Consider the following 21,022-nt stretch of genomic DNA (forward strand, 5'->3'; position numbering starts at 1 on the left):
CTGCGGTCCCTGAGCCTGGTCGAAGGGTCGAAACCACCTTTCATAATTACACTTCTCTTACTCCTGATTTCTGCATCAGTTTTTTCCCAACCCGTGCCCGGCTCATACTACGACTTCATCGACGCCACCAAGGATATGCCGGCTGGCCACGACAAGCAGTCTCTCATAATTTACCGTGCCGACAATGTTGGCGTACTCAACGACATTCGCTGTTTCCTGCGCCTCGAAGATGAAGAGGGCAACGACGTAACCTACACCGCATGCACCGCCACCTACGAGTGGATGAGCACTCCCGACATCATCAGAAATTACAAGCACACCTACTTCCTCAGCGGCGGAATGGCAATGCACCTCAAACTCAAAAAGGGCCGTTACAAAATCTCGCTCTACACCCCGCCCGATCAGCAGAATAACTTCACCTATGCCGAGGCTGACGCAAAGCCTTTCCAGTGGGAATCAAATATTTTTGAATACAATACAGAAAATCCAACAAAGGTAATCTTTGTCACCCCAACCCGCAACGACAACGGCTTCTACAACGGTGGCTGGGTGATTGATTATAAAAATGGTAGAAAACCATGATGCACTAATTATTCAGCAGAATATCCTTAAAAGAATAAATTCCGTTTTTCAAATTTGTAAGTTTTAGTGCGGTCTTCAAAATTCCCTGAGCAAACACAGAACGATCAGAAGCTTTATGTGTAAAAATTATTTCTTCGCCAAAAGTGTTTGTAAACAAAACTGTATGTTCACCTTTTATGTTTCCGGCACGAACACTATGAATGTACACAGAAATATTTTTATTCGCCTGTAAAATTGCATCCTTAATCATTAATGCTGTTCCACTTGGAATATCTTTTTTATTTACATGATGATATTCCATAATATTTGCATCAACAATGTTTGTGAGTTTTGAATAGGCTTTAACTGCTTCAATAAAAAAGATTAATTCTTCACTGAAGTTAGAAGACATACAAATTGGAAATAGCTCTGCCGTTTTTTCTATACTTAAAATCTCTTCGCTGGAAAAACCTGTTGTTCCAATAATCAAAGGCTTTTTCAGTTGTTTATATTTTTTAAGATTATTTAAGCAGGAGTCTCTGGTTGCAACGTCTATTAAAACATCACAAGTTGAACAGTCATCCAAGTCAGTAGTAATTTCAACCGAATTGTTATTGCAAAGGATTTTCTCTCCTACCCTTGCATTTCCCTCTCTTGCAATTGCAGCAGTTAATTCATAATCATTACTTTTATTAATAAGATTTATGATTTCGGTAGCCAGTCGTCCAGTACATCCAATAATTCCTAATTTCATATTTCCATTATAGAAATAATTATTAAGAATTACTACATCTTGGCTTTCGTTATTTTTAGAGACATGCCCTACTCTCAGGATTATTTAATTTCTTATTAAATTTCTTTGAAGGTGAATCATAAAAATATGGATTACCATAATCATCAATTTGTCTTACCTGAATAGTTTTTTTGAATACAATACAGAAAATCCGACAAAGGTAATCTTTGTTACCCCTACCCGCAACGACAACGGATTCTACAACGGCGGCTGGATCATAGATTACAAATCCGCCAGAAAACCGTGATTAAAATTTCAATATAATTTCTGAATAAAAACTAACTTAACGTTTTCAAATTCTCATTGTATAATTTAGATATGCGTAATAGATTATTTTTTGTTTTAATTATTCTCTTAACTGGTATGTCTACTTTAACTGCTGTAGAGTTGAGCGGGACATATGATAAGAATTTTACAGTAACAACTGAATTTAACACTGTCTCAAAAGGAAAAACCCTGCGTGTAAAAAAAGGCGCTACCTTTGTAATGACAGACGCAATTGTAAGTGGAAACATTATTGTAGAAGAAGGAGCTTCCTTTATTGCTCCAAAAGATGGACAGGGCTATCTGGTATTTAGTCAGGGAACTCATGTTGAAGGTATAGATTTATACTACAAGGTTCGCGTTTCTGACACACTTGTCTTTACACGAAAATTTCCTATGACACTCGATGAAATCTGGAAGAGCGGAAATCAGCAGCTCATAGAAATGGTTTCAGTCATTGAGTTTTGTTACAGCACTTCTTTGAAGGGTTGGATTTCAATAAATGAATGGCGCTTTATGAATCCTTTTAATGAAAATTTATTTGATGATTATGATATGATATTTACGAAGTCGGCTTCGCAGGAACCTGAACCAGAATGCCGTTCTCTGATTGTCAAAAATAAAGCCAGCGTTGTTATTCTGCCTCGAAATGATCCGGGTAGAAGAAGTCCTACAATTAATGAATCAATAATTGTTGAAGCAGGCTCTTCTTTAACCGGAACAAAAGAAGCCAGACTTGAATTGAGAAATGGTGCAAAAGTTCAGGGAATTCCTCTTTATTTATTTTTTGACGATAAGCCGGTTTTAACTGAAACCTTCCTTTCTGATTTATGGACTCAGCGCGAATTTAAGAAAAGAGAACGACTTACAATTCATTATGACTCAAAATTAAATGGCTGGGTTTTTGAAGACCGGCTTTATCCATCTGATCTTACGGACGACGTCAAAAAGAAGATTGAGAAGATTAAGAAATAATAAAGAAACTTTGATTATCTGAACATTATTATTTACTCAGCAAAAATTGTTTCTTCTCCCTTTTTACGGTAACACATGTCCTGCAGCCAGATACAATCGATACCATTCTTCTCTGGACAGGCAAACATTTTCTGCCGCAATAATTTCAGCCATACGTTTTTCACTGGTTGTTCCGGTAATTACCTGCATTCCTGCAGGATGTCGTAAAATCCATGCAGTGGCAATAGTAGTGGTACTTACCTGAAACTTTTCTGCCAGATTTTGCAGTTCCTTGTTTAATTCCGGATATTTTTCACTATCAATAAAACATCCCTGCCAGTTCGGCATCTGGAATGGGGACCATGCCTGAATTGTCATATCGTGCAGTCTTGAATAATCTAAAACACTGCCGTCGCGATCAGGTGCTCCATCTGAAGTCATATTTACTTCCAAACCGCTTGCAACCATGTTTGAAACTGGAATACTAAACTGCAACTGGTTTATGATGAGAGGCTGTTTTACATACTTTTTCAGCAATTCAATCTGCATTGGATTGTGATTGGATACACCGAAATGTCTAACCTTTCCTTTTTGATATAATTCATCAAATGCAGCTGCAACTTCTTCCGGTTCAACCAGTGCATCGGGGCGATGGAGCAAGAGCGCATCCAGATAGTCTGTTTGTAATCTTTTTAAGATCCCGTCTACCGAAGAAAGAATATGTTCCTTAGAAAAATCATAAAAGCCTTTACGGATGCCACATTTTGATTGCAGGAATAAATCTTCTCGTTTAATTGATTTATCTTTTGATATGGCTTCTCCGAAAATAGTCTCACTTTGTCCGCCGCCATAAATATCCGCATGGTCAAAATAAAAGGCGCCTTGATCTAAGACTGAATGAATAAAATGCTGCATCTCATCACAAGTCTTATCTGCTAAGCGCATACAGCCCACTACAATGGCAGGCATTTTCTTACCTGTAGATCCTAAAACTATTTCTTTCATACTTGCGCTCCTTTTCTTCCATTTTATTTACGCAAACTGCGCTTGACGTAGTGCGTAATAGGCGCCCTTCTTTGCCATAAGTTCGGCTGGGCTGCCGCTCTCGACAATGCCGCCTTTATCAATTACAAAAATGCGGTCGGCATTTTGAATTGTTGAAAGACGGTGTGCGATTACGAAGCTTGTTCGTCCCTTAAGCATGCTCGCAATTCCTTTCTGAACAAGAAGCTCTGTCTTAGTATCGATACTAGAAGTTGCCTCATCCAGAATCAGGATTCTTGGGTTACTGAGCATTGTGCGGGCAAACGCAACAAGCTGACGCTGGCCGTTTGAAAGTTCGCCGCCACGGGCTGTCAGTTTTGTATCGTAGCCGTCCGGCAGATTTTTGATAAAGTCATCTGCGTGAACAGCACGGCTTGCTTCGAGCATTTCTTCTTCCGTTGCATCCAGCTTTCCATACATTATGTTTTCACGGATTGTACCGCTGAAAATATAATTGTCCTGCGTCATGATTCCCATCTGAGTACGCAGACTCGAAAGCTCTACATCACGGATATCATTTCCATCTATCAGGATCTCGCCGTCTTTAATATCATAAAAACGGCTTACCAGATTAACAACCGTAGATTTACCGGCACCTGTAGGTCCTACAAGAGCAATTGTTTCGCCTTGAGTCACAGAGAAGTCTACGTTCTTAAGAACATCTACATCATCAGTATAACCGAAGGTAACATTCTTAAACTCAACGCCTCCCTTGATTGCAGGCATTGCTTTAGCCCCAGCCTTACTGGTAACTAACGGTCGTTTGTCAATAATTTCAAAGATACGCTCGGCACCACTGGCCGCATTTACAAACTGGTTGTAAAAATTACTGAGGTTCAGAATCGGCTGCCAGAACATTCCGACATAGCTTCCAAAGGCAATGTAAGTACCAATAGAAACACCTTCGATTCCAAGCAGTTTAATACCAACCATATAAAGTGCCATGGTTCCGACACTCCAGCACAAATCAATCCATGAACCAAAACCGTCACACCAGCGAACGGCTCGCAGGAACTCCTTGCGGTCATCCCAAACTAACGACTGGAAGGTTTTATCAGTCTCCTGCTCTGCACGGAAGCTCTGAATAATTTTGATTCCAGAAAGATCTTCATTGATAAACGCATTCATATTCGAAGACTTCTGACGCTTTGCCTTCCAGTGTTTTTCTGCCATTATCGAAATCAGAAAAACTCCACCGATAAGGAAAGGCAGACTGCAAAGGGCTGCAAGCGCAAGCTTCCAGTTTTTTACAAACATAATCACCATAACCGCAATGACCGTAACAAGGTTCGGAATCAAAGTGGTAACGGCATTTTCAATAATGTCCTTGAGCGAGTTCGAGTCACCGATAATTCTCGCAAGAATTTTTCCGGACGGACGCGAATCAAAAAACGCAAGGTCCAGTCCCTGAATATGGTCGTACAATTCCTGGCGCAGCTCCTGAATAACCTTGTTACTTGTCTTTGCCATCAAAAGCATACGAAGCTTGATTGCAAGAACCGCAAGGATGTTGATTGCTGCACCCAGCAGTACGATGCGGACAAGTCCTGGAACATCGCCCGGAAGAATATAGCGGTCGATAGCGCGTTCATTCAAAAGCGGATTCACAAGGTCTACCGCTGTACCGAAAGCCATCAGCGCAAATACGCCCGCAATTCGTTTCTTATATTTAAGCAGGTAACGGAAAAGTCGTGGCATCGTTTCGAAGTTCGATTTCTGCACCTGCTGTTCATCTACCTTATAACTGTTCATAAATATCTCCGTAAATTATCCGTCATTGCGACCACGAGCGAAGCGAAGTGGGAAGCAATCTATTTAATGGATTGCTTCGTCGCTTTGCTCCTCGCAATGACGTGCCTTGTTTAATACTGACTATCGTAAGTCTCTTTATACAACCCGCCGAGTTTCAATAACTCTTCGTGAGTACCAGACTCCACAACCTTACCCTTATCAAGCACAATAATCTTGTCAGCCTTGCGAACCGCACTGATTCTGTGCGCGATGATGATTTTTGTCATACCGGAAAGTTCTGCAAGAACCTGCTGAATCTCCTGCTCAGTCTCTGTGTCGAGCGCAGATGTTGAATCGTCGAGTACGAGTACCGGTGTCTTTCGGGCAAGGGCACGCGCAATTGTGATTCGCTGCTTCTGTCCGCCGCTGAGGCCGACACCGCGTTCACCAATTACTGTGTTTTCCTTTTCTTCCATGCGGTCTACGAACTCTGCAGAATGCGACTTCTCCAGAGCAGAGCGCACTTCCGGCACAGTGATTGTCTCGCGGGCACCAAGGCGAATGTTTCCGTCAATTGTGTCTGAAAACAGGAAGATATCCTGCATTACACAAGAGATTGCACGGCGCAGTGTTGGCAGCGGCAGCTCGCGGATATCGATTCCATCAAGCTTGATGCTTCCGTCAGTTACGTCATACATACGCTTCAAAAGATTGATGAGCGTTGTTTTCCCCGAACCTGTTGCACCCATGATGCCGAGGGTCTGGCCGGATTTAATCTCAAACGAAACATCGTCCAAGATTTTTCGAGGAGAACCGGCTGCGGTAGTTTCGACAGGCTCAACCACCGTATCTCCAGTGTTCTCAACCACCGATGGCGCGTATGTTACGTGTTCAAAGCTGATATCACCACTGATATCAAACTGCGAGAACATTGCGTTTGCTAAGTCGGCATCGGCGCCTTCGGTGTTCTTTGCAAGTTCGCTGTTTTCTGTAATATCAGGCATCTCGCTGTAAATCTTGTTCAGACGCTTAACACTCGCCTTCGCACTGGAGAAACCGTTTGTGAGCCAGCCGAGCATTTCCATTGGCCAGATCATTCCACCAACATACTGAAGGAATGCCATCAACTCACCAACAGTCATCTTCTGTCCGCCCTGAAGCGGGTTACCCTTCATAACGATAAGGCCGCCAAGGAAGAGCGACACAACAGTAAGCACTCTGGTAATAGTCTGAATCATCGGATTGTACTTTACGAAAACCCGGCTCAAATCAATATTCAATTCATAAAACTTCTGATTGTGCTTGTGGAACTTTGCAATCTCAAAGCCTTCGCGGGCAAACGCTTTTACAGTGCGTACCCCGGCAAGGTTTTCTGCGGCAGTATTGTTCATCTCTGAACCTTCCTGCATAACCGCGCCGTAAAGATCATCCAGCTGCTTTTCCATCAGAATCGCAATCACACCAGAACCAATCATTCCGATAATCGGAATCAATGCGAGCTGCCAGTTAATGCGAATCATAAAGAAGAGAGTTGTTACCGTGCGGATAAAAACCTCTGCCATCAGAATTCCCATAAAGGCCGCGATATCCCAGATGCGGTCAACGTCATCCTTTACGCGGCTCATCAGCTCACCACTGTTTATGCCATCAAAGAAGTTTGCCGACAGGCTCTGGATTTTACGGAACAGATTTATACGAACTTCGCAGGCAATCTTACTGCCGGCGTAGTCACACAAAAATTCCTTGGTGTACTGAAAAATACAACGCCCTACACCAATTCCAAGAATGCCCAGAAGCAGAAAGTTCAGAACCTCCATCTTCTTTGCAATCAGAACATCATCAACAATATGCTGGACAATAAGAGGGGCAGCCTGATCCAGCAGCGTACTTGCACACATTGCAATGAGTGCAATCAGATACAAAAAACTATAACGTTTAAAATAGTGTAATAAATTCAGTCTGTTCATAAGTAACAAGATTGTAGCAGAAACGATTCGGCAACGTACCGAAGACAATAATACACACGTCGAGGACCGTGCGGTCGATTTAGCGAGGATTTGATTTATAAGTGGGAATTAATTCTCTTTTGCGGTAGGGAGAATCATTCCGCACTTATAATCAAAATACACAACACTGTTATCCATGGGAGTGACCTCCATAAAAAAGAATTTCAAAAGCGTGCGAGGATGCAACCGCTCGTTGATGTTTTCAATCTAGTGAGAATAAAATTTTTTGTCAAGAGAAGTATAATAAAAAATAAGTTATCTCGCACTTGCGCTGAAATATATGGACTAATGTGGATATCTCACGACTGGGTATGCATTGAGATGGAAAAGATATTATAATCATACAGATACTAAAAACTGGGGGAACCATGAGAAAAGTTTTTGTTTGGTTAGTAATATTCATTTTTTCAACATTTTTTTTATATTCAAATGATGCGTACACAAGAGTTTCCGGAGGATCAGTTCTTCCTCTTTCAAAAACAAAACATGAATCCATTAAGATGGAAAAAGAGGAAATCAATTTTACACTGTATAAAGATTATTATGATATCAATGTAAAATTTTATTTCAAAAACTATGGCCCCACAGAAACAATAGAAGTTGGCTTTCCGCAATGGAAACATCTTCAACCTACTAATGATGATTTTTATTCTTTCTCTTCTAAAGTAAATGGCAAATCAAATGATTTTGCTGTAAGAATTTTAAAGACTCCTGAACCATTGAATGACTATATGGTAATAACAAAGTGGTACGTACGTTCAATTACTTTCGAGTCAAATGAAATTACAACAACAGAAGTTCAATACTCTGTCCCTTACGGAGTTTATGGCATTTCTTCTTCTGCAGATTACTTATACGGAACCGGCGCTACCTGGAAAGACTGCATTGGTGAGATGGTGATTACAATTACCAATAAAACAGATGATATCTGGATTAACGGAATTCAACTTGAAAACTTAGAAGCCAGCGATATCCAAAGAAATCAAGATTCAATAACGATTACAAAAACAAATGTTTACCCTAAACTCGAATCAGAAATCTTCCTTCAGCTTGATTCTGTTCCCGACTGTTTAGTCAGCTTAAGAGTTATCAATCCCGAACGACGCTGGTATTTTAGAGATTATATTATCAGTGAAAACAGTCTGCTTTACTATTCTGATTCTCAACTTCGTATATTGCGAAATTTAATGTTTGCTGCATACGGAAATATCTTTAAGTCTGAAGATATAAACACATGGCTGCAAAAGTACTGTTCCGAGTGGTATAAACCAACTCAGAAAGTTTACGACGACACCTTCAATGAAAATGAGAAAAAGAATCTTGAATTAATCATGCAGGAAGAAGCACGTAGAAAAAATAATAATTATCTTGATAAATATTTCAGCAATGAAACTTATAAAATCAAGACTCTTAATTTTGAAAACAGGATTTTTAAGTTTGCCTATTCTGAGAACAAAGAAAATAGTTCACTGATTACAAAGGGGTTAATTTATACTGCTGATAACAATGATATAAAACCTTATCTTTTTATTGATGACTATATTATCAGAGACAACTCAAAGCAAATTACATATCCAATAAAATCACAAAGTTTTTATGGCTGGAAAATTGAATATGATAACAAATCATATCTTTCATTTCAGATTTTTACAGATGCAGGAAAACATACCACCGATTCAGTAATCCTTTATTTTGATAAGAATCTGAACAATTTCGTCAAAAGAACGATTGATCCGTCACAATACTGAAAATCTGAAATGATTGATTGCGTCTAATTATCTTGCGCTTGCGAGACGGCTGCGGAGTTCGTAGCATCTGTTTTTAAGGCTGCGGACTTCGTTAAGGCTGCTCATGATTTTGGCGGTCATGTATACATCTACGATGCCGCTGTCGAAGAAGAAGTCGGCAAAGGTTTCGAAGCCGCCTACGTTCATGCTGTAGTCGCCCGGCATGCTGATTCCGCCGAGAACACGCTTGAGTTCCTGAAGGAGATAGTTTACACGTTCCATTGAAAGTTTGGCGTTATTGAGCTTTGAATGCTTGATGAGGTCTGTGATGAGGCCGCCGCCCAAGACATCTAAGAAGCCCCAGTTGCGGGCAGAGGAAAGCTGGCGTTCTGCCTGGTCGAGTTCTGAGATAAGCTGGTCTGTGAGGCTGAGGGCCTGATTGATTTGTACTTCGTTTGCCATTGTGGTCTCCTTATTTAAAGTATACTAATATTTTTGATGAAATAAAACAAAAATGTGATAGAATTACACATATGAATTACGACGAACTTGTACAAAAAGCAATTGAAATGACTAAGATGTCTTATGTGCCCTATTCTCACTTTCATGTGGGTGCGGCGCTTCTTGATAAAAACGGAAAAATCTGGACCGGCTGCAATATTGAAAATGCTACTTACGGAGCTACAAACTGTGCGGAGCGCACGGCGATCTTTAAGGCGGTAAGTGAAGGCGTGCGCGATTTCGAAGCCATTGCGATTGTGGGGGGCCCGGAAGGTGCTGACGGCTCTCCGGTTCTTGAAGAATTCTGCCCGCCGTGTGGTATCTGCCGACAGGTGCTCAGCGAGTTCTGCAGCAAGGATTTTAAGATTATTCTGGCAAACAAAAAGGGTGAACAGAAACTGTTCACCCTTGCAGAGCTTTTACCAGAAAGCTTTAGTCTGAAATAACCGGGCCGTAAGGCCCTGAGCCTTAGTTCTTTGCGGCAGGAAGGTTTACAATACCACCTGCTGCAGTAAGTGGAACATATTCTGGAACCTGGCGACCATCCCATTTTTTTGCACGTTCAAGTTCAATCTCAAGTTCCTTAAGCTTAATTTCTACCTGATAGTTCTGTGCAACCTTTGCATTGTAATATGCCAGGGCATCAGCTTCTACCTTTTTAGCCTCTGCTTCTTTCTGAGCCTTAATAAGAGCGGCTTCTGCTTCCTGCTCAATGGCAGCCTTTTTAGCCTCAGCCTCTTTTACCTGCTTCTGAGCATTCTGTTCAGCAAGTTTAAGATCCTGTTCTGCCTTTTTTACTTCCTGAGCACGGTTTGCAGTTTCTTTAATCTGCTTATCAAAGTCATCAGACCAGTCCCAGTTTGTAATGGTTGTCTGTGAAATATCAATTGGATAATCTGCCATGCGGGAAAGCATTGTTGTTGCAACCTTTGAAGTAACTTCATTCTGTTTTTCAACAAGGTCATAAATTGAATACTGACCAACAGTTTCCTTAAGAGAAGCCTTTACGTTATCGCGCATTGCTCCCTGAATTACCGCATCATTCTGATAGCGTGTTACAATATCCATAATACGCTTTTCATCGTAAATATATCGAACTGCTACTGTACTTCCTACAGTCTGCATATCTTTTGTAATTGCACCATCCTGTCCGCAAGAGAAAGAAACTTCGTAAGTTTTTGGTTCCAGACGGAACTTACGGATTGTTGTTATAAACGGAGCGTGGAAATTCATTCCCGGCTGAAGAACATCTCCCTGTACCTGACCAAGTGTTACTTTTACGCCACGTTCATTCGGAGAAATCACCGTACAAGAATTAAGAATTGTAACCAGAGCAAGAAGTCCGATTACACCGCACAAAACAAGATTTTTGATGAGCTTTTTGTTCATAAGTCATCCTCCAAATTTTAATTTCTACGCTTAAAATAATAAAAAATGATTTATGTGACAATAAAAAAAATTATTTTTTTTCAAAAATATGTTTATATTCTTTTCCGCTAAGATAGGTTTCTATGAGCTTACAGTCCTTATAAACTGCCTTAAGTGAAAAGAAAGGATGATTTTTTGCGATGAAGTCCAGATAGATTTCGTCGGCCTCCCAGTGCGGCAAGTCGTTTATTTTTTCAATCGGGACCCATTCAAGGTCGCCTTCGTTGCAGTCGGTAAGGAGGGTACCGAAGAATTTACGGGTACGGAAAACGTGCATGAACTCAGTGTAGTAAGAAGTGGTGGTTTCGACAGGCTCAACCACCGCGGGTTCACTTTTATCTACGAACGTTACAATTCCGCAGTACTCCAGGTCTTCGGGCTCTACGATCAGGCCGGTTTCCTCGCGAATTTCGCGGCGCACACAGTCTTCAGGAGACTCGCCGTTTTCAAACTTGCCACCGATTCCAATCCATTTATCTTTATTGTAGTCGTTTTCTTTCTTTGTACGGTGCAGCATGAGGTAGCAGCCGTCTTTTTCTATATAGCAGAGTGTTGTATTTACCAGAGTTTTCATATTTTTTATTGTAACGAGCAGGCCCCGCTCTAGCAAGAAGGCTGATTATACGATTTTTTTTGAGTTCCATTGATTGTGTGGTATAATAATAATGTTGTACGGAGGCATTATGACAACACTTTTGCAGTTTATTGGTTCTAGAAAAATCAGGCATGAATTTGGGTCATCAGACAAAAGAAGAGACGCCGGCCAGACTACCCCAGCAGACATTATGCGCTATGATGATATTCTTTATGGCGATGATAAGCGTTTACGCAAATGGCAGCTGCTGGATGTTTACCGCCCTAAGGCTGCGGTTGAAGAAGACGGCTCGCTCAAAAAGCTTCCTGTAATTATCAGTGTTCACGGCGGCGGCTGGGTTTATGGTGATAAGGAACGCTATCAGTGGTACTGTATGCGCCTTGCTCAGCGCAATTTTGCGGTTGTAAATTTTTCTTACCGTCTTGCGCCTGAAGCTAAATTCCCTTCTTCTCTGCAGGATACAGAAAAGGTTTTTCAGTTTGTTGCAGACAATGCAGCTCAGTATGGTTTTGATACTGGAAATGTATTTGCTGTTGGTGATTCTGCAGGCGGACATCTTTTGTCTATGTACGCGGCTGCCCTCACAAATCAAGATTTCCGTAAAAACTTTGAGTTTATTAAAGACAAAAATCTTACTCTCCGCGGCGTTGGTTTAAACTGCGGAAAATATGATCTTAATGACAATGAGGCAATGTTCAAGCTTTTGAGAAGCGGCTTCCTGCCTAACGGTGGAACTGCAGAAGAAATTGAACTTGTAAATTCTGCAAATCATGTTACAAAGGATTTCCCTCCTTCATTTGTAATGACTTGTCATGGAGATTTTTTGATTGCTCAGGCTGATATTATTAAAGAAAAGCTTGAAGCAGCGGGTGTTCGTTATGAGTTCCATTGTTACGGTTCTCCGGAAAAACCGCTCTGGCATGTTTTCCACTGCGACCCTAAACTTCCGGAAGCTGTTGTTTGTAATGATGATGAATGTAATTTCTTCCGCTCGCTTATAAAATAGTAACGTATTCTATCTTCCGGGGTGTTTTAATAAAGTATGATATATCTGAAAGTTTATTATATCTCAATTTTTGTATTTACCTTACTGTTGTCTGTTTTATACACAGTAATTTACAGAAAGAGATTTAATCCTTACATTACACTGATTTTTTTTCTGATTCCTCTTTCCACTCTCGGTTATACGTTTCAGTACCTTGCAACTGAAACTCGGGAAGCAATTGTTGGCATTAAAATCACTTACGTGGGCGGGTGCTTCTTAAGCCTTTTTATGGTTTATACAATCTTTGAACTTTCAGATATTAATCTTAAAAAGCTTTACCGAAATCTCCTGTTCTTCTTTACCCTCGCATCTTTTCTGTCATCTCTAACAATCGGGTACTCGCCGGTTTTCTACAAAAGTATTACAGGAGAGATTTCACACGGTATTTTTACTCTCGTAAAAACTTATGGACCTCTTCACACTGTTTATTACGTTCAGATTATTTCTTACCTGATTATTTCGCTCTCGGTAATTTTTTACAGTGTACGTAAAAGGCCAGGTGTTTCTTATAAGGTTTTGCGACTTCTCTTTCTCTGCGAGTTTTTGTCTATCGCAACCTTCTTTTTAAACAGACTGATTCCAACTGAAATTAATCTTATGCCTTTAAGTTACGCACTTAACGGCATAACTATTCTTATGGTTGTGCGCCGCATTGCCTTAAGTGATGTTACAGGAACTGTTATTGAGTCTTATGCCTTGAACGGTGAGACAGGCTTTGTTTCTTTTGATGACAGCTTTAACTACCTTGGCAGCAATTCTATGGCAAGAAAAATTATGCCGGAACTGAATGACCTTAAGGTTGATAAATCTGCTTCCTCTAACCCGGAAGTTCGGGACGGTATTCTTAAGCACATTAAAGAATACATTATCAACGAGCAGAAGAATATTTACTTTAAGCCTTTCGAAGATAAAATTTATCAGATTGAAATTAACAGAATGTACGACGGCCATCACCGTACGGGCTATATTCTTTACATTTCTGATGACACAAAGGATCAGAAATATATTTCGCTCTTAAACGGCTTCAACGACAAGCTTCGTGATGAGGTTACCCAGAAAACTCAGAACCTTATTAACATGCATAACAATCTGATTCTTGGTATGGCAACCATGGTAGAAAGCCGTGACAATTCTACGGGCGGCCACATTAAAAGAACAAGCGAAGTTGTAAGTATTCTGATTAATGAGATTTTAAAGGACAAGGCTCCTGATGCACTCAAGCTGGAAGCAGATTTTTGTTACAATATTATTAAGGCTGCTCCTATGCATGACCTTGGAAAAATTGCGGTTGATGATGCTGTTTTAAGAAAACCTGGCCGTTTTACAGATGAAGAGTTTGAAATTATGAAAACTCATGCAGCTGAGGGTGCTCGTATTGTTCATGAGATACTTAAGGGAACTGATGATATAACATTCCATCTGCTGGCAGAAAATGTTGCTCATTATCACCATGAAAGATGGGATGGCTCCGGCTACCCTGAAGGCTTGAAGGGAGAAGAGATTCCTCTTGAAGCCCGCATTATGGCTATTGCTGATGTTTATGATGCGCTTGTAAGTAAGCGTGTTTACAAAGAAGCAATGAGTTTTGAAAAGGCTGATTCAATTATGATGGAAAGCTTTGGAAAGCATTTTGATAAGAAGCTGGAAAAATACTACGTGGCTGCGCGCCCTCAGCTGGAAGCTTACTACTCTTCTGAAGAATAACTTTTCTTTACTATCGCTAAAATCTCATCGAGGGAAAGGCCCATTTCGCGGCAGGCTTTTACGTCGCGGCCAATAAGGTCTTCGGCGGCAGAGTTACGTTTATCTGATATTTCGTGATGGGCAAGCTCGCAGACAAAAGAGCCGCGGCCAACTGCAGTGGAAATAAATCCTTCACGCTCCAGCTGCTCCCAGGCCTGCTTTACGGGAATTACACTTACACGCAGATTTACGGCAACAGTGCGGATTGGTGGAAGTTTTTCGCCGGCAGCAAGCTCGCCGCTCATTATCTGAGCGGCGAGCTGCTCGTAAATTTGAGTATAAATTGGTTTGTCACTTTTTTGCGATAACACTATATCCATCTTATAAATCGTACTTTTCAAACTGGCGGGCTGCACGGCGGAAAGTAAGACACCAGCTTACCGCATAAATTACAATGCCTGCTGCCAGAATAATCAGTTGTGGAATAATAAACTGTGTATCGCGGCTTGTAAAGAGCTCTCCAACTTTTGCAAGAGAATTTTCTGCATTTGCATAATATGCCCATACCGGAAGCTCACAGGCTGCGTAACAGATAAAATATGCAACAGCTGCTGCAATATAGCGAAGTCCTGGCTTAAGCGGATCCTTATAAACATTACCAAGAAAAATCAGATTGAAAATTGCAAATATAATCATCTGAAATCCAAAATAAGCAAGGGTCAATTCAATGCCGGCAGTGTTTGCAGGAAAGCCTGCTGCAGTGCGAATACACCATCCAAGCAGGGCACTGATAAAGGCAAATACTTCCATCATTCCGCAGTACATAAAGCGTGCCTTTACCACATCAATCTTCTTTACCGGAAGCAGCACTGTATACAGAATATCATGTGATGACTGATTTAAGGCAAAGGTCATCATGATGCACAGTGTCATATAAAAAGGTCCAACGTACATCGGGTAGCTTGGAATAAAATACATTCCAAAACAGCAGATTGTCCAGATTACAGTCTGCGATGCGTTACCAAGGCAAAGCTCTTTCTTCAAAAGTTTTAATGTATTTGATTTCATGTTTCTCTCCTATCTGCGCTCAATGTGAATCATAATGTCTTCCAGAGTTGGCGATGCCATTTCAAAACCGCCCTTCTCTGCCAGCGCCTTATCTTCAGTTTTCATAAGGCCTTCGAAACCAAGCTGATGTGTATGAAGTCCGATAATCTTAGGCTCAACATCCGGTGTGAGCTGATCTTTCTTTCCTGCTACACTGATATAACTTTCGCGGAATGAGTCGCGGTCTGTGCTTGCAAGAATCTGGCCCTGTTTGATATAGGTGATATAGTCGGCACATTTTTCAAGGTCGCTTGTAATATGAGTTGAAAAAAGAATTGAGTGTGCACCGTCTTCAACAAATTCCTGAAAAAGAAGTACAAGGTCATCACGGGCTGCAGGATCAAGACCGCTGGTTGGCTCATCAAGAATTAAAAGTTTTGGATTATGACTCATTGCAACTGCAACAGAATACTTTACCTTCATTCCGGCAGAAAGCTGTTTGAACTTTTTATTCTGATCAATTTCAAAACGTTCGCAAAGTTCTTTGTAACGGACATCATCCCATTCATGATAAAAAGATTTTGTTACATTTGTGATACGTGAGATTTTTGCTTCAGGATAAAAATCAACTCCGCCAAAAACATAGCCTACCTGATTTTTAATTTCCAGTTCATCCTTTGGAATTGAAAGGCCGCAGAGTTTTACTTCACCACCGTCATTTTTCATCAAATTGAGCATGGTCTTGAGTGTGGTAGATTTACCAGCGCCGTTACGGCCAATAAAGCCCATGATATAACCTTCTTCCAGAGAAAAGCTTACATTCTTAAGCTGGAAGGATTCAAAGTTCTTACACAGTCCATTGATTTCAATAAGATTCATTTGATACATCTCCCGTTTATAACACAACGTTTATTGTGTATATTGTATATACACAATATAACACTTACAGGAGACTGTCAAGTTTTTTTTTTATCTGAAAAAAAGGTCTATTTTTTCTCGCTGATGAAAAGTCCGGTAATTGTAACCAGTGCTCCTATTCCACCAAGCAATGTGATTTTTTCACCCAGCACAAAGAAGGCAAAAATAATTGTTACTACAGGAATAAGATAAATCGCACAGTTTACTTTAACAGTGCCAAGAATCTGGCAGGATTTATTCCAGATTGTAAAGCAGATGCCGTTAGCAACTACACCCAGGAACAAAAGATTTATCCAGTTCAAAGGATTTGAAAAACGAGCAGCGTTCAAAGCTTTATTAAAAGAGAAAAAGAAGGAAGTAGTTCCTGGATGCGAATTTGTATAGCCCCAGCTTCCAAGCGAAAGCGGAATCATAATCAAAACAGAGAAAAAGAAAATTCGGCGGGAAACACCAACTGCTGAATAATTTCTTTTATTCAAAATTGAAACTATCATTGAATAAAAGCCCCAGCAGATTCCAGACATCAGCGCAAGAACATCTCCCTTAGGATTAAACTCAAGTGCTGTATTTCCATTAAAGCAGACAAGAGCAACTCCGCTAATGGAAATCACAAAACCAATAATGAACCAGAATGAAAGATGTTTTTCCTTCAGAAAAATCTGACTGATGATTGCGGTAAAAAGCGGACAGATGCTTACGATGACACTTACGTTAGATGCGTTTGTATAATTGATTGCGATGTTTTCTGTAAGCTGATAAAGCACAACTCCGGTCAGAGCTGCGAGGGCAAACAGAATATTATCGCGCATTTCAATTTTCTCGAACTTTGGATGAATCACCCAGAGTCCGAGATAAGCAAAAATAAATCTATAAAAAAGAATTTCAAGTGAAGAAAAATCTCTGAGGAGATACTTTGTACAGACAAAAGTAATTCCCCAGAAAAAGATAGATACGGCGGCGAGGATAATTCCCCACGCCTTCTGACTGTTTTTATTCATAATGAAAGACTTTAATCTTTTCTGCTCATTTTGTAAATTGCCAGCATATCTTCTTCGTGTAAAAGTTTTGCTGAACCTTTTGCTCCGTTTACACCGACAGCACATTTATGAGCCATAAGAGCAAGGTCTTCATCAGTTGCATTTACACCAAGTTCCTTAAGGTTTGTCGGCATGTTGATTTCGCGATAGAAATCTTCCATTGCTTCAATTCCCTTAAGAGCAATTTCTTCATCTGTACCGGCGTTGGCAGGAACACCCATTACATTGATTGCATAGCGCTTAAAGCGTGGAAGGCAGTCTTTATAAACATAGCGTGCCCAGCTTCCCCAGATTGCTGCAAGACCTGCTCCGTGCGCAACATCATAAAGTCCGCCAAGCTCGTGCTCAAGCTTGTGAGTCATCCAGTCGCCACCGTCATTTCCACAGCCTGTAAGACCGTTGTGAGAAAGGCTTCCGGCCCACATTACTTCAGCACGTGCTTCATAATTATTCGGGTCTTTTACAAGAATCTTTGCCTGCTCTTTTACTGTACGCAAAAGAGCTTCTGCCATAGAATCTGTAAGCTCCATATTTCCACCGTTTGTAAAATAGCGTTCCATTGTATGCATCATGATATCTGTACAACCGCAGGCTGTCTGATAATCAGGGAGTGTCATTGTAAGATCAGGATTGAGGATGGCAAACTTTGGACGTCCGTAGTCGCTTGAATAACCGCGCTTTACAAGTCCCTCTTCCTTTGTGATTACTGATGAATCACTCATCTCACTACCAGTAGCCGCAAGTGTCAGAATTACACCGAGAGGCATGCTTGCCTTAGCCTGCTTTTTATAATCATATAAATCCCAGACATCTCCATCGTTCATAACGCCATAGCCGATAGCTTTCGCAGAGTCAATTGCACTCCCCCCGCCTACAGCAAGAAGAAAATCAATTCCCTCTTTTTTACAAAGTTCGATTCCTTCATAAACAAGGCTCAAACGCGGATTTGGAACAGCACCTCCTAGTTTTACATAAGGAATGCCGGCCTTGTCGAGCTGGTCAGTTACCTTCTGCATAAGGCCTGAACGAATAACGCTTCCTCCGCCATAATGAATCAAAACCTTTTTACCGCCAAACTCCTGAATGAGCTGGGCAACCTTGTCTTCTGCGTTCTTACCGAACATCACCTTTGTTGGTGTAAAATATTTGAAATCGAACATATTTCCTCCATCTGGATTTATAGCATATTATATTTTTTCCTGCCTGGGACGGGGCACAGCAAAAGTTTTAAAACTTTGGAAGTTCATCAAGAGTAATTATTCTGTCGCTGTTAAATACGTTCTTAAGATTTTCAGAATTGTTGTCTGTGAGCCAGGTGGTGTGCCAGATCATAAACCAGGACCAGTAAGTGCCGTCTTTTTCAAAACGTTCTACAGACGGAACCATTCCACATTCGTGGAAGGCCATTGGCTTTGAAGTAAGTTTTGCAAGCTTGTTCCAGGCACCCTTATTTGTTGACTTATCGTAATTGTCCGAGCCGACAATATCTACATATTCATCACCAGGGTACCAGCCCTTGCTCACCCACTCGGTGTAGCCCAGCACCCAAATCAGATTATCAAGCTGATATTCATTCGTAAACTTTTCATACATCAGACGCCAGAGTTTGATAAAGTTTTCTGATCCACCCTTACCCCACCAGAACCAGCGTCCGTCAAATTCGTGGAAGGGTCTCCAGAGCACAGGCACGTTCTGGTCGCGCAGGTACTGAAGAGTTTTTGCTGCGCGATCCCAGCTGTTCATCAGAGTGTTATATTCTTCTGTTCCCGGAGTCAAAAGCTTTTTAAAATCCGGGTGTTCTTTTTTCGATTCATTGTATCCACTGATTTCTACACCAGTATGCCAGCAGATTGTAACAAGGCCGCCCTTTCTGTCCCATTCAATTGCGCGCTCAGCAACACCGTCAAAATCGTTGCTTATAAAATCAAGGCCGCGCATTGCAGGAAGCCTTCCGGTCACGTTCTGAAGGTAGTCCATCTCATAATCCGGCGTCCCCATCCAGGTAGATTCCTGCTGAGCAGAAATAATCGTAGTTCCAAAATTGTCGCGGATATAATTGAACACCGCAGTTGTCTTTGCGTTGCGCCCCTTCAATTCCAGTCTGCTCACATTAGGAGCAGCTGCAGTAACCTTAGTGCTTCTGCAAGAAGAGAAAATCAAAAACGCAGGTAAAATAATTGCCATAAATCTTTTTCCCATTTTCATTCTAAGTAATTATTTTACCTGCAGATTTGTTAAATTACATCAGAAAAAAATCTTAAATATCAGCTTTTTACTAACGGTATCTGATAAAATAATAAATAACGTAGGCCCAGCCGAACATTCCGTGAATTATTGCCCACAATATTGACTTCCAGGTTACAAAACTGATTACCATTGCAAGTGCAGAACCAAATGAAACGCCCTTTTCCACGGTGCGCTTTACAATCCTTTTAGAACCATCTGGTCTGATTTCTGTTTCTTCAATAATTTCCTCAGCCATAGTTTTTCCTCCGCAAGCCGGTATTTCTGATAATCATTTTAACATGATTTTCTTCAACACGGAAAACGGAGGAACACGAAATGTCAAAAATCGTACGTGAAATGTAAACTCCACAAAACGCCTATTCTATCATTTTACTGCACTTACACCGTCGCACTTGCTGATTGTAGTAATTGATCCATCATCGTTATATTTAAACTCTGCGACACAAACACTGCGATGGAACAAACTACCGCCCGGTAGTTCATCTGTATGATAGAACAAATATGAGTGTCCCTTAAAATCTGCAATTCCAGGATGATTTGTAAAACAAGGTCCCTCTTCCATTAAAACTCCACCATACTCCCAAGGACCGCGCGCAGTCTTAGCTGTTGAATATGCAAGATGCTCATTACGTTTTTCGCCTTCTGCAAATGCCGCATAAACCATATAGTAAAGACCGTTGCGTTTATAAAACCATGGCCCTTCACCATAAGTTGTACCGGTATTATGACTTCCCTTTGCAAAAGATTTTTCTGTCATTGGAACTTTCACTACGCCAGTTTTTTTATCATAAGAAATCATATCTTCATTTAAAAGTACATAACGCAATTCAGGATTTCCAAAATACAAATAAGCCTGTCCGTCATCATCAATAAAAACTGTTGGATCAATATCGTTCCAATCACCCTCATCTACAAGAGGTTTACCGATATCCTTAAAAGGTCCTGCAGGATTATCCGAAACGCCTACAGCAATTGCCATGCCGCCGTTCTTCTTATGAACCGGGCAATACAAATAAAACTTTCCGTTTCTCTCAATTGCCTGTGGAGCCCACGCTCTGTCATCTGCCCATTCAATATCATCCAGAGAAAAAATCTTACCGTGGTCTGTCCAGTTCACCATGTCTTTTGTAGAAAAACATCTCCAGTCATACATTGTGTAAAAATTGTTTACAAGCTTGTCTTCATCGTGGGTTGTATAAAGATAAAGTGTATCCCCGTAAACCATTGGGGCTGGGTCTGCTGTATAAATATTCTTGATAATCGGATTTTTGTGAAAGTCTTTTCCTTCAGTCTGTTCGCTCATTTTTTTTACTCCTAAATTTTGTGATGATGCCAGTGTACTTATAAACACCACCGCAAATGCAATTATATTTTTTTTCATTGGATAAATAATACTCTACACGTTTTAAATTTGCAATTACATCGATGTTGTGATAGTATT

At 40.8% G+C, this 21,022-nt stretch carries 22 protein-coding genes; 7 read left to right on the forward strand and 15 right to left on the reverse strand.

The features are described from left to right. Positions 1-93 precede the first annotated feature (93 nt). Complete coding sequence (locus BM161_RS11720) at positions 94-582, forward strand: hypothetical protein (RefSeq protein WP_143090559.1); 489 nt, start codon at positions 94-96, stop codon at positions 580-582. 4 nt (positions 583-586) lie between these two features. Here the strand turns inward: BM161_RS11720 and BM161_RS11725 are convergent, their stop codons facing one another. Continuing rightward, positions 587-1,315: a 4-hydroxy-tetrahydrodipicolinate reductase gene (locus BM161_RS11725; RefSeq protein WP_074932922.1), complete on the reverse strand. Its 729-nt coding sequence runs from the start codon at positions 1,313-1,315 to the stop codon at positions 587-589. Between the two features lie 148 nt (positions 1,316-1,463). Between BM161_RS11725 and BM161_RS14415 the strand changes: the two genes are divergently transcribed. Both BM161_RS14415 and BM161_RS11730 read left to right on the forward strand, forming a co-directional pair. Next, complete coding sequence (locus BM161_RS14415) at positions 1,464-1,601, forward strand: hypothetical protein (RefSeq protein WP_177206240.1); 138 nt, start codon at positions 1,464-1,466, stop codon at positions 1,599-1,601. Positions 1,602-1,672: 71 nt separating this feature from the next. Then, a complete protein-coding gene (locus BM161_RS11730; RefSeq protein WP_143090560.1) occupies positions 1,673-2,593 on the forward strand; it encodes a hypothetical protein in 921 nt (306 codons plus the stop codon). A 63-nt stretch (positions 2,594-2,656) separates the two neighbouring features. Here BM161_RS11730 and BM161_RS11735 read toward each other — a convergent pair whose 3' ends face one another. The 3 genes from BM161_RS11735 to BM161_RS11745 form a co-directional block, all read right to left on the reverse strand. Next, positions 2,657-3,577: an aldo/keto reductase gene (locus tag BM161_RS11735; protein ID WP_074932925.1), complete on the reverse strand. Its 921-nt coding sequence runs from the start codon at positions 3,575-3,577 to the stop codon at positions 2,657-2,659. Positions 3,578-3,604: 27 nt separating this feature from the next. Next, positions 3,605-5,368 carry an ABC transporter ATP-binding protein gene (locus tag BM161_RS11740; protein ID WP_143090561.1) on the reverse strand — a complete coding sequence of 588 codons (1,764 nt, stop codon included), beginning with the start codon at positions 5,366-5,368 and terminating at the stop codon, positions 3,605-3,607. Between the two features lie 110 nt (positions 5,369-5,478). Further along, positions 5,479-7,314 (reverse strand): ABC transporter ATP-binding protein, encoded by a 1,836-nt coding sequence (locus BM161_RS11745; protein ID WP_074932929.1) that lies wholly within the window; start codon positions 7,312-7,314, stop codon positions 5,479-5,481. A 407-nt stretch (positions 7,315-7,721) separates the two neighbouring features. Between BM161_RS11745 and BM161_RS11755 the strand changes: the two genes are divergently transcribed. Beyond that, positions 7,722-9,101: a YARHG domain-containing protein gene (locus BM161_RS11755; RefSeq protein WP_074932934.1), complete on the forward strand. Its 1,380-nt coding sequence runs from the start codon at positions 7,722-7,724 to the stop codon at positions 9,099-9,101. Between the two features lie 27 nt (positions 9,102-9,128). Here BM161_RS11755 and BM161_RS11760 read toward each other — a convergent pair whose 3' ends face one another. Beyond that, positions 9,129-9,542 carry a hypothetical protein gene (locus BM161_RS11760; RefSeq protein ID WP_074932936.1) on the reverse strand — a complete coding sequence of 138 codons (414 nt, stop codon included), beginning with the start codon at positions 9,540-9,542 and terminating at the stop codon, positions 9,129-9,131. A 71-nt stretch (positions 9,543-9,613) separates the two neighbouring features. Here BM161_RS11760 and BM161_RS11765 point away from each other — a divergent pair, with 71 nt between their 5' ends. Further along, positions 9,614-10,027, forward strand: a complete 414-nt coding sequence (locus BM161_RS11765) for a cytidine deaminase (protein ID WP_074933032.1) — start codon at positions 9,614-9,616, stop codon at positions 10,025-10,027. 22 nt (positions 10,028-10,049) lie between these two features. Here the strand turns inward: BM161_RS11765 and BM161_RS11770 are convergent, their stop codons facing one another. Beyond that, entirely contained in the window at positions 10,050-10,970 is a 921-nt protein-coding gene (locus BM161_RS11770; protein WP_074932938.1) for a prohibitin family protein, read from the reverse strand. Positions 10,971-11,040: 70 nt separating this feature from the next. Beyond that, positions 11,041-11,583, reverse strand: coding sequence for an NUDIX hydrolase (locus tag BM161_RS11775; RefSeq protein ID WP_074932939.1), 543 nt, complete (start codon positions 11,581-11,583; stop codon positions 11,041-11,043). 109 nt (positions 11,584-11,692) lie between these two features. On the opposite strand from BM161_RS11775, the gene BM161_RS11780 reads away from it, so the two are divergent. Beyond that, positions 11,693-12,610: an alpha/beta hydrolase gene (locus BM161_RS11780; RefSeq protein ID WP_074932942.1), complete on the forward strand. Its 918-nt coding sequence runs from the start codon at positions 11,693-11,695 to the stop codon at positions 12,608-12,610. A gap of 36 nt (positions 12,611-12,646) precedes the next feature. Continuing rightward, the gene (locus BM161_RS11785) at positions 12,647-14,353 is read left to right on the forward strand and encodes an HD domain-containing phosphohydrolase (protein ID WP_074932943.1); all 1,707 of its coding nucleotides are present in this window, start codon (positions 12,647-12,649) and stop codon (positions 14,351-14,353) included. On the opposite strand, the gene BM161_RS11790 is transcribed toward BM161_RS11785, so the two are convergent. From BM161_RS11790 to BM161_RS11825, 8 genes are all read right to left on the reverse strand, one after another. After that, positions 14,335-14,712 (reverse strand): GntR family transcriptional regulator, encoded by a 378-nt coding sequence (locus BM161_RS11790; protein ID WP_074932945.1) that lies wholly within the window; start codon positions 14,710-14,712, stop codon positions 14,335-14,337. The genes BM161_RS11785 and BM161_RS11790 overlap by 19 nt on opposite strands. Position 14,713: 1 nt before the next feature. Next, on the reverse strand, positions 14,714-15,400 hold the full coding sequence (locus BM161_RS11795; protein ID WP_074932948.1) for an ABC-2 transporter permease: 687 nt from the start codon (positions 15,398-15,400) through the stop codon (positions 14,714-14,716). Positions 15,401-15,409: 9 nt separating this feature from the next. Beyond that, positions 15,410-16,258: an ABC transporter ATP-binding protein gene (locus BM161_RS11800; RefSeq protein WP_074932950.1), complete on the reverse strand. Its 849-nt coding sequence runs from the start codon at positions 16,256-16,258 to the stop codon at positions 15,410-15,412. 107 nt (positions 16,259-16,365) lie between these two features. Continuing rightward, the gene (locus BM161_RS11805; RefSeq protein ID WP_074932952.1) at positions 16,366-17,295 is read right to left on the reverse strand and encodes a DMT family transporter; all 930 of its coding nucleotides are present in this window, start codon (positions 17,293-17,295) and stop codon (positions 16,366-16,368) included. An 11-nt stretch (positions 17,296-17,306) separates the two neighbouring features. Continuing rightward, positions 17,307-18,494 carry an iron-containing alcohol dehydrogenase gene (locus BM161_RS11810; protein WP_074932953.1) on the reverse strand — a complete coding sequence of 396 codons (1,188 nt, stop codon included), beginning with the start codon at positions 18,492-18,494 and terminating at the stop codon, positions 17,307-17,309. Positions 18,495-18,561: 67 nt separating this feature from the next. Then, positions 18,562-19,533 (reverse strand): glycosyl hydrolase, encoded by a 972-nt coding sequence (locus BM161_RS11815; RefSeq protein WP_074933034.1) that lies wholly within the window; start codon positions 19,531-19,533, stop codon positions 18,562-18,564. 76 nt (positions 19,534-19,609) lie between these two features. Continuing rightward, positions 19,610-19,816 carry a hypothetical protein gene (locus tag BM161_RS11820; RefSeq protein ID WP_074932955.1) on the reverse strand — a complete coding sequence of 69 codons (207 nt, stop codon included), beginning with the start codon at positions 19,814-19,816 and terminating at the stop codon, positions 19,610-19,612. 129 nt (positions 19,817-19,945) lie between these two features. Beyond that, on the reverse strand, positions 19,946-20,884 hold the full coding sequence (locus BM161_RS11825) for a glycoside hydrolase family 43 protein (RefSeq protein WP_074932957.1): 939 nt from the start codon (positions 20,882-20,884) through the stop codon (positions 19,946-19,948). Positions 20,885-21,022 lie beyond the last annotated feature (138 nt).

It is taken from the genome of Treponema bryantii (genome assembly GCF_900113965.1).
In the GTDB taxonomy this organism is placed as follows: Bacteria; Spirochaetota; Spirochaetia; order Treponematales; family Treponemataceae; genus Treponema_D; species Treponema_D bryantii_A.

Excerpts from the sequence above, each read along its gene's own strand:
- BM161_RS11725 (WP_074932922.1), bottom strand. The coding sequence starts at position 1,315 with ATGAAATTAGGAATTATTGGATGTACTGGACGACTGGCTACCGAAATC.
- BM161_RS11730 (WP_143090560.1), top strand. The coding sequence starts at position 1,673 with ATGCGTAATAGATTATTTTTTGTTTTAATTATTCTCTTAACTGGTATG.
- BM161_RS11735 (WP_074932925.1), bottom strand. The coding sequence starts at position 3,577 with ATGAAAGAAATAGTTTTAGGATCTACAGGTAAGAAAATGCCTGCCATT.
- BM161_RS11740 (WP_143090561.1), bottom strand. The coding sequence starts at position 5,368 with ATGAACAGTTATAAGGTAGATGAACAGCAGGTGCAGAAATCGAACTTC.
- BM161_RS11745 (WP_074932929.1), bottom strand. The coding sequence starts at position 7,314 with ATGAACAGACTGAATTTATTACACTATTTTAAACGTTATAGTTTTTTG.
- BM161_RS11755 (WP_074932934.1), top strand. The coding sequence starts at position 7,722 with ATGAGAAAAGTTTTTGTTTGGTTAGTAATATTCATTTTTTCAACATTT.
- BM161_RS11760 (WP_074932936.1), bottom strand. The coding sequence starts at position 9,542 with ATGGCAAACGAAGTACAAATCAATCAGGCCCTCAGCCTCACAGACCAG.
- BM161_RS11765 (WP_074933032.1), top strand. The coding sequence starts at position 9,614 with ATGAATTACGACGAACTTGTACAAAAAGCAATTGAAATGACTAAGATG.
- BM161_RS11770 (WP_074932938.1), bottom strand. The coding sequence starts at position 10,970 with ATGAACAAAAAGCTCATCAAAAATCTTGTTTTGTGCGGTGTAATCGGA.
- BM161_RS11775 (WP_074932939.1), bottom strand. The coding sequence starts at position 11,583 with ATGAAAACTCTGGTAAATACAACACTCTGCTATATAGAAAAAGACGGC.
- BM161_RS11780 (WP_074932942.1), top strand. The coding sequence starts at position 11,693 with ATGACAACACTTTTGCAGTTTATTGGTTCTAGAAAAATCAGGCATGAA.
- BM161_RS11785 (WP_074932943.1), top strand. The coding sequence starts at position 12,647 with ATGATATATCTGAAAGTTTATTATATCTCAATTTTTGTATTTACCTTA.
- BM161_RS11790 (WP_074932945.1), bottom strand. The coding sequence starts at position 14,712 with ATGGATATAGTGTTATCGCAAAAAAGTGACAAACCAATTTATACTCAA.
- BM161_RS11795 (WP_074932948.1), bottom strand. The coding sequence starts at position 15,400 with ATGAAATCAAATACATTAAAACTTTTGAAGAAAGAGCTTTGCCTTGGT.
- BM161_RS11800 (WP_074932950.1), bottom strand. The coding sequence starts at position 16,258 with ATGAATCTTATTGAAATCAATGGACTGTGTAAGAACTTTGAATCCTTC.
- BM161_RS11805 (WP_074932952.1), bottom strand. The coding sequence starts at position 17,295 with ATGAATAAAAACAGTCAGAAGGCGTGGGGAATTATCCTCGCCGCCGTA.
- BM161_RS11810 (WP_074932953.1), bottom strand. The coding sequence starts at position 18,494 with ATGTTCGATTTCAAATATTTTACACCAACAAAGGTGATGTTCGGTAAG.
- BM161_RS11815 (WP_074933034.1), bottom strand. The coding sequence starts at position 19,533 with ATGGGAAAAAGATTTATGGCAATTATTTTACCTGCGTTTTTGATTTTC.
- BM161_RS11820 (WP_074932955.1), bottom strand. The coding sequence starts at position 19,816 with ATGGCTGAGGAAATTATTGAAGAAACAGAAATCAGACCAGATGGTTCT.
- BM161_RS11825 (WP_074932957.1), bottom strand. The coding sequence starts at position 20,884 with ATGAGCGAACAGACTGAAGGAAAAGACTTTCACAAAAATCCGATTATC.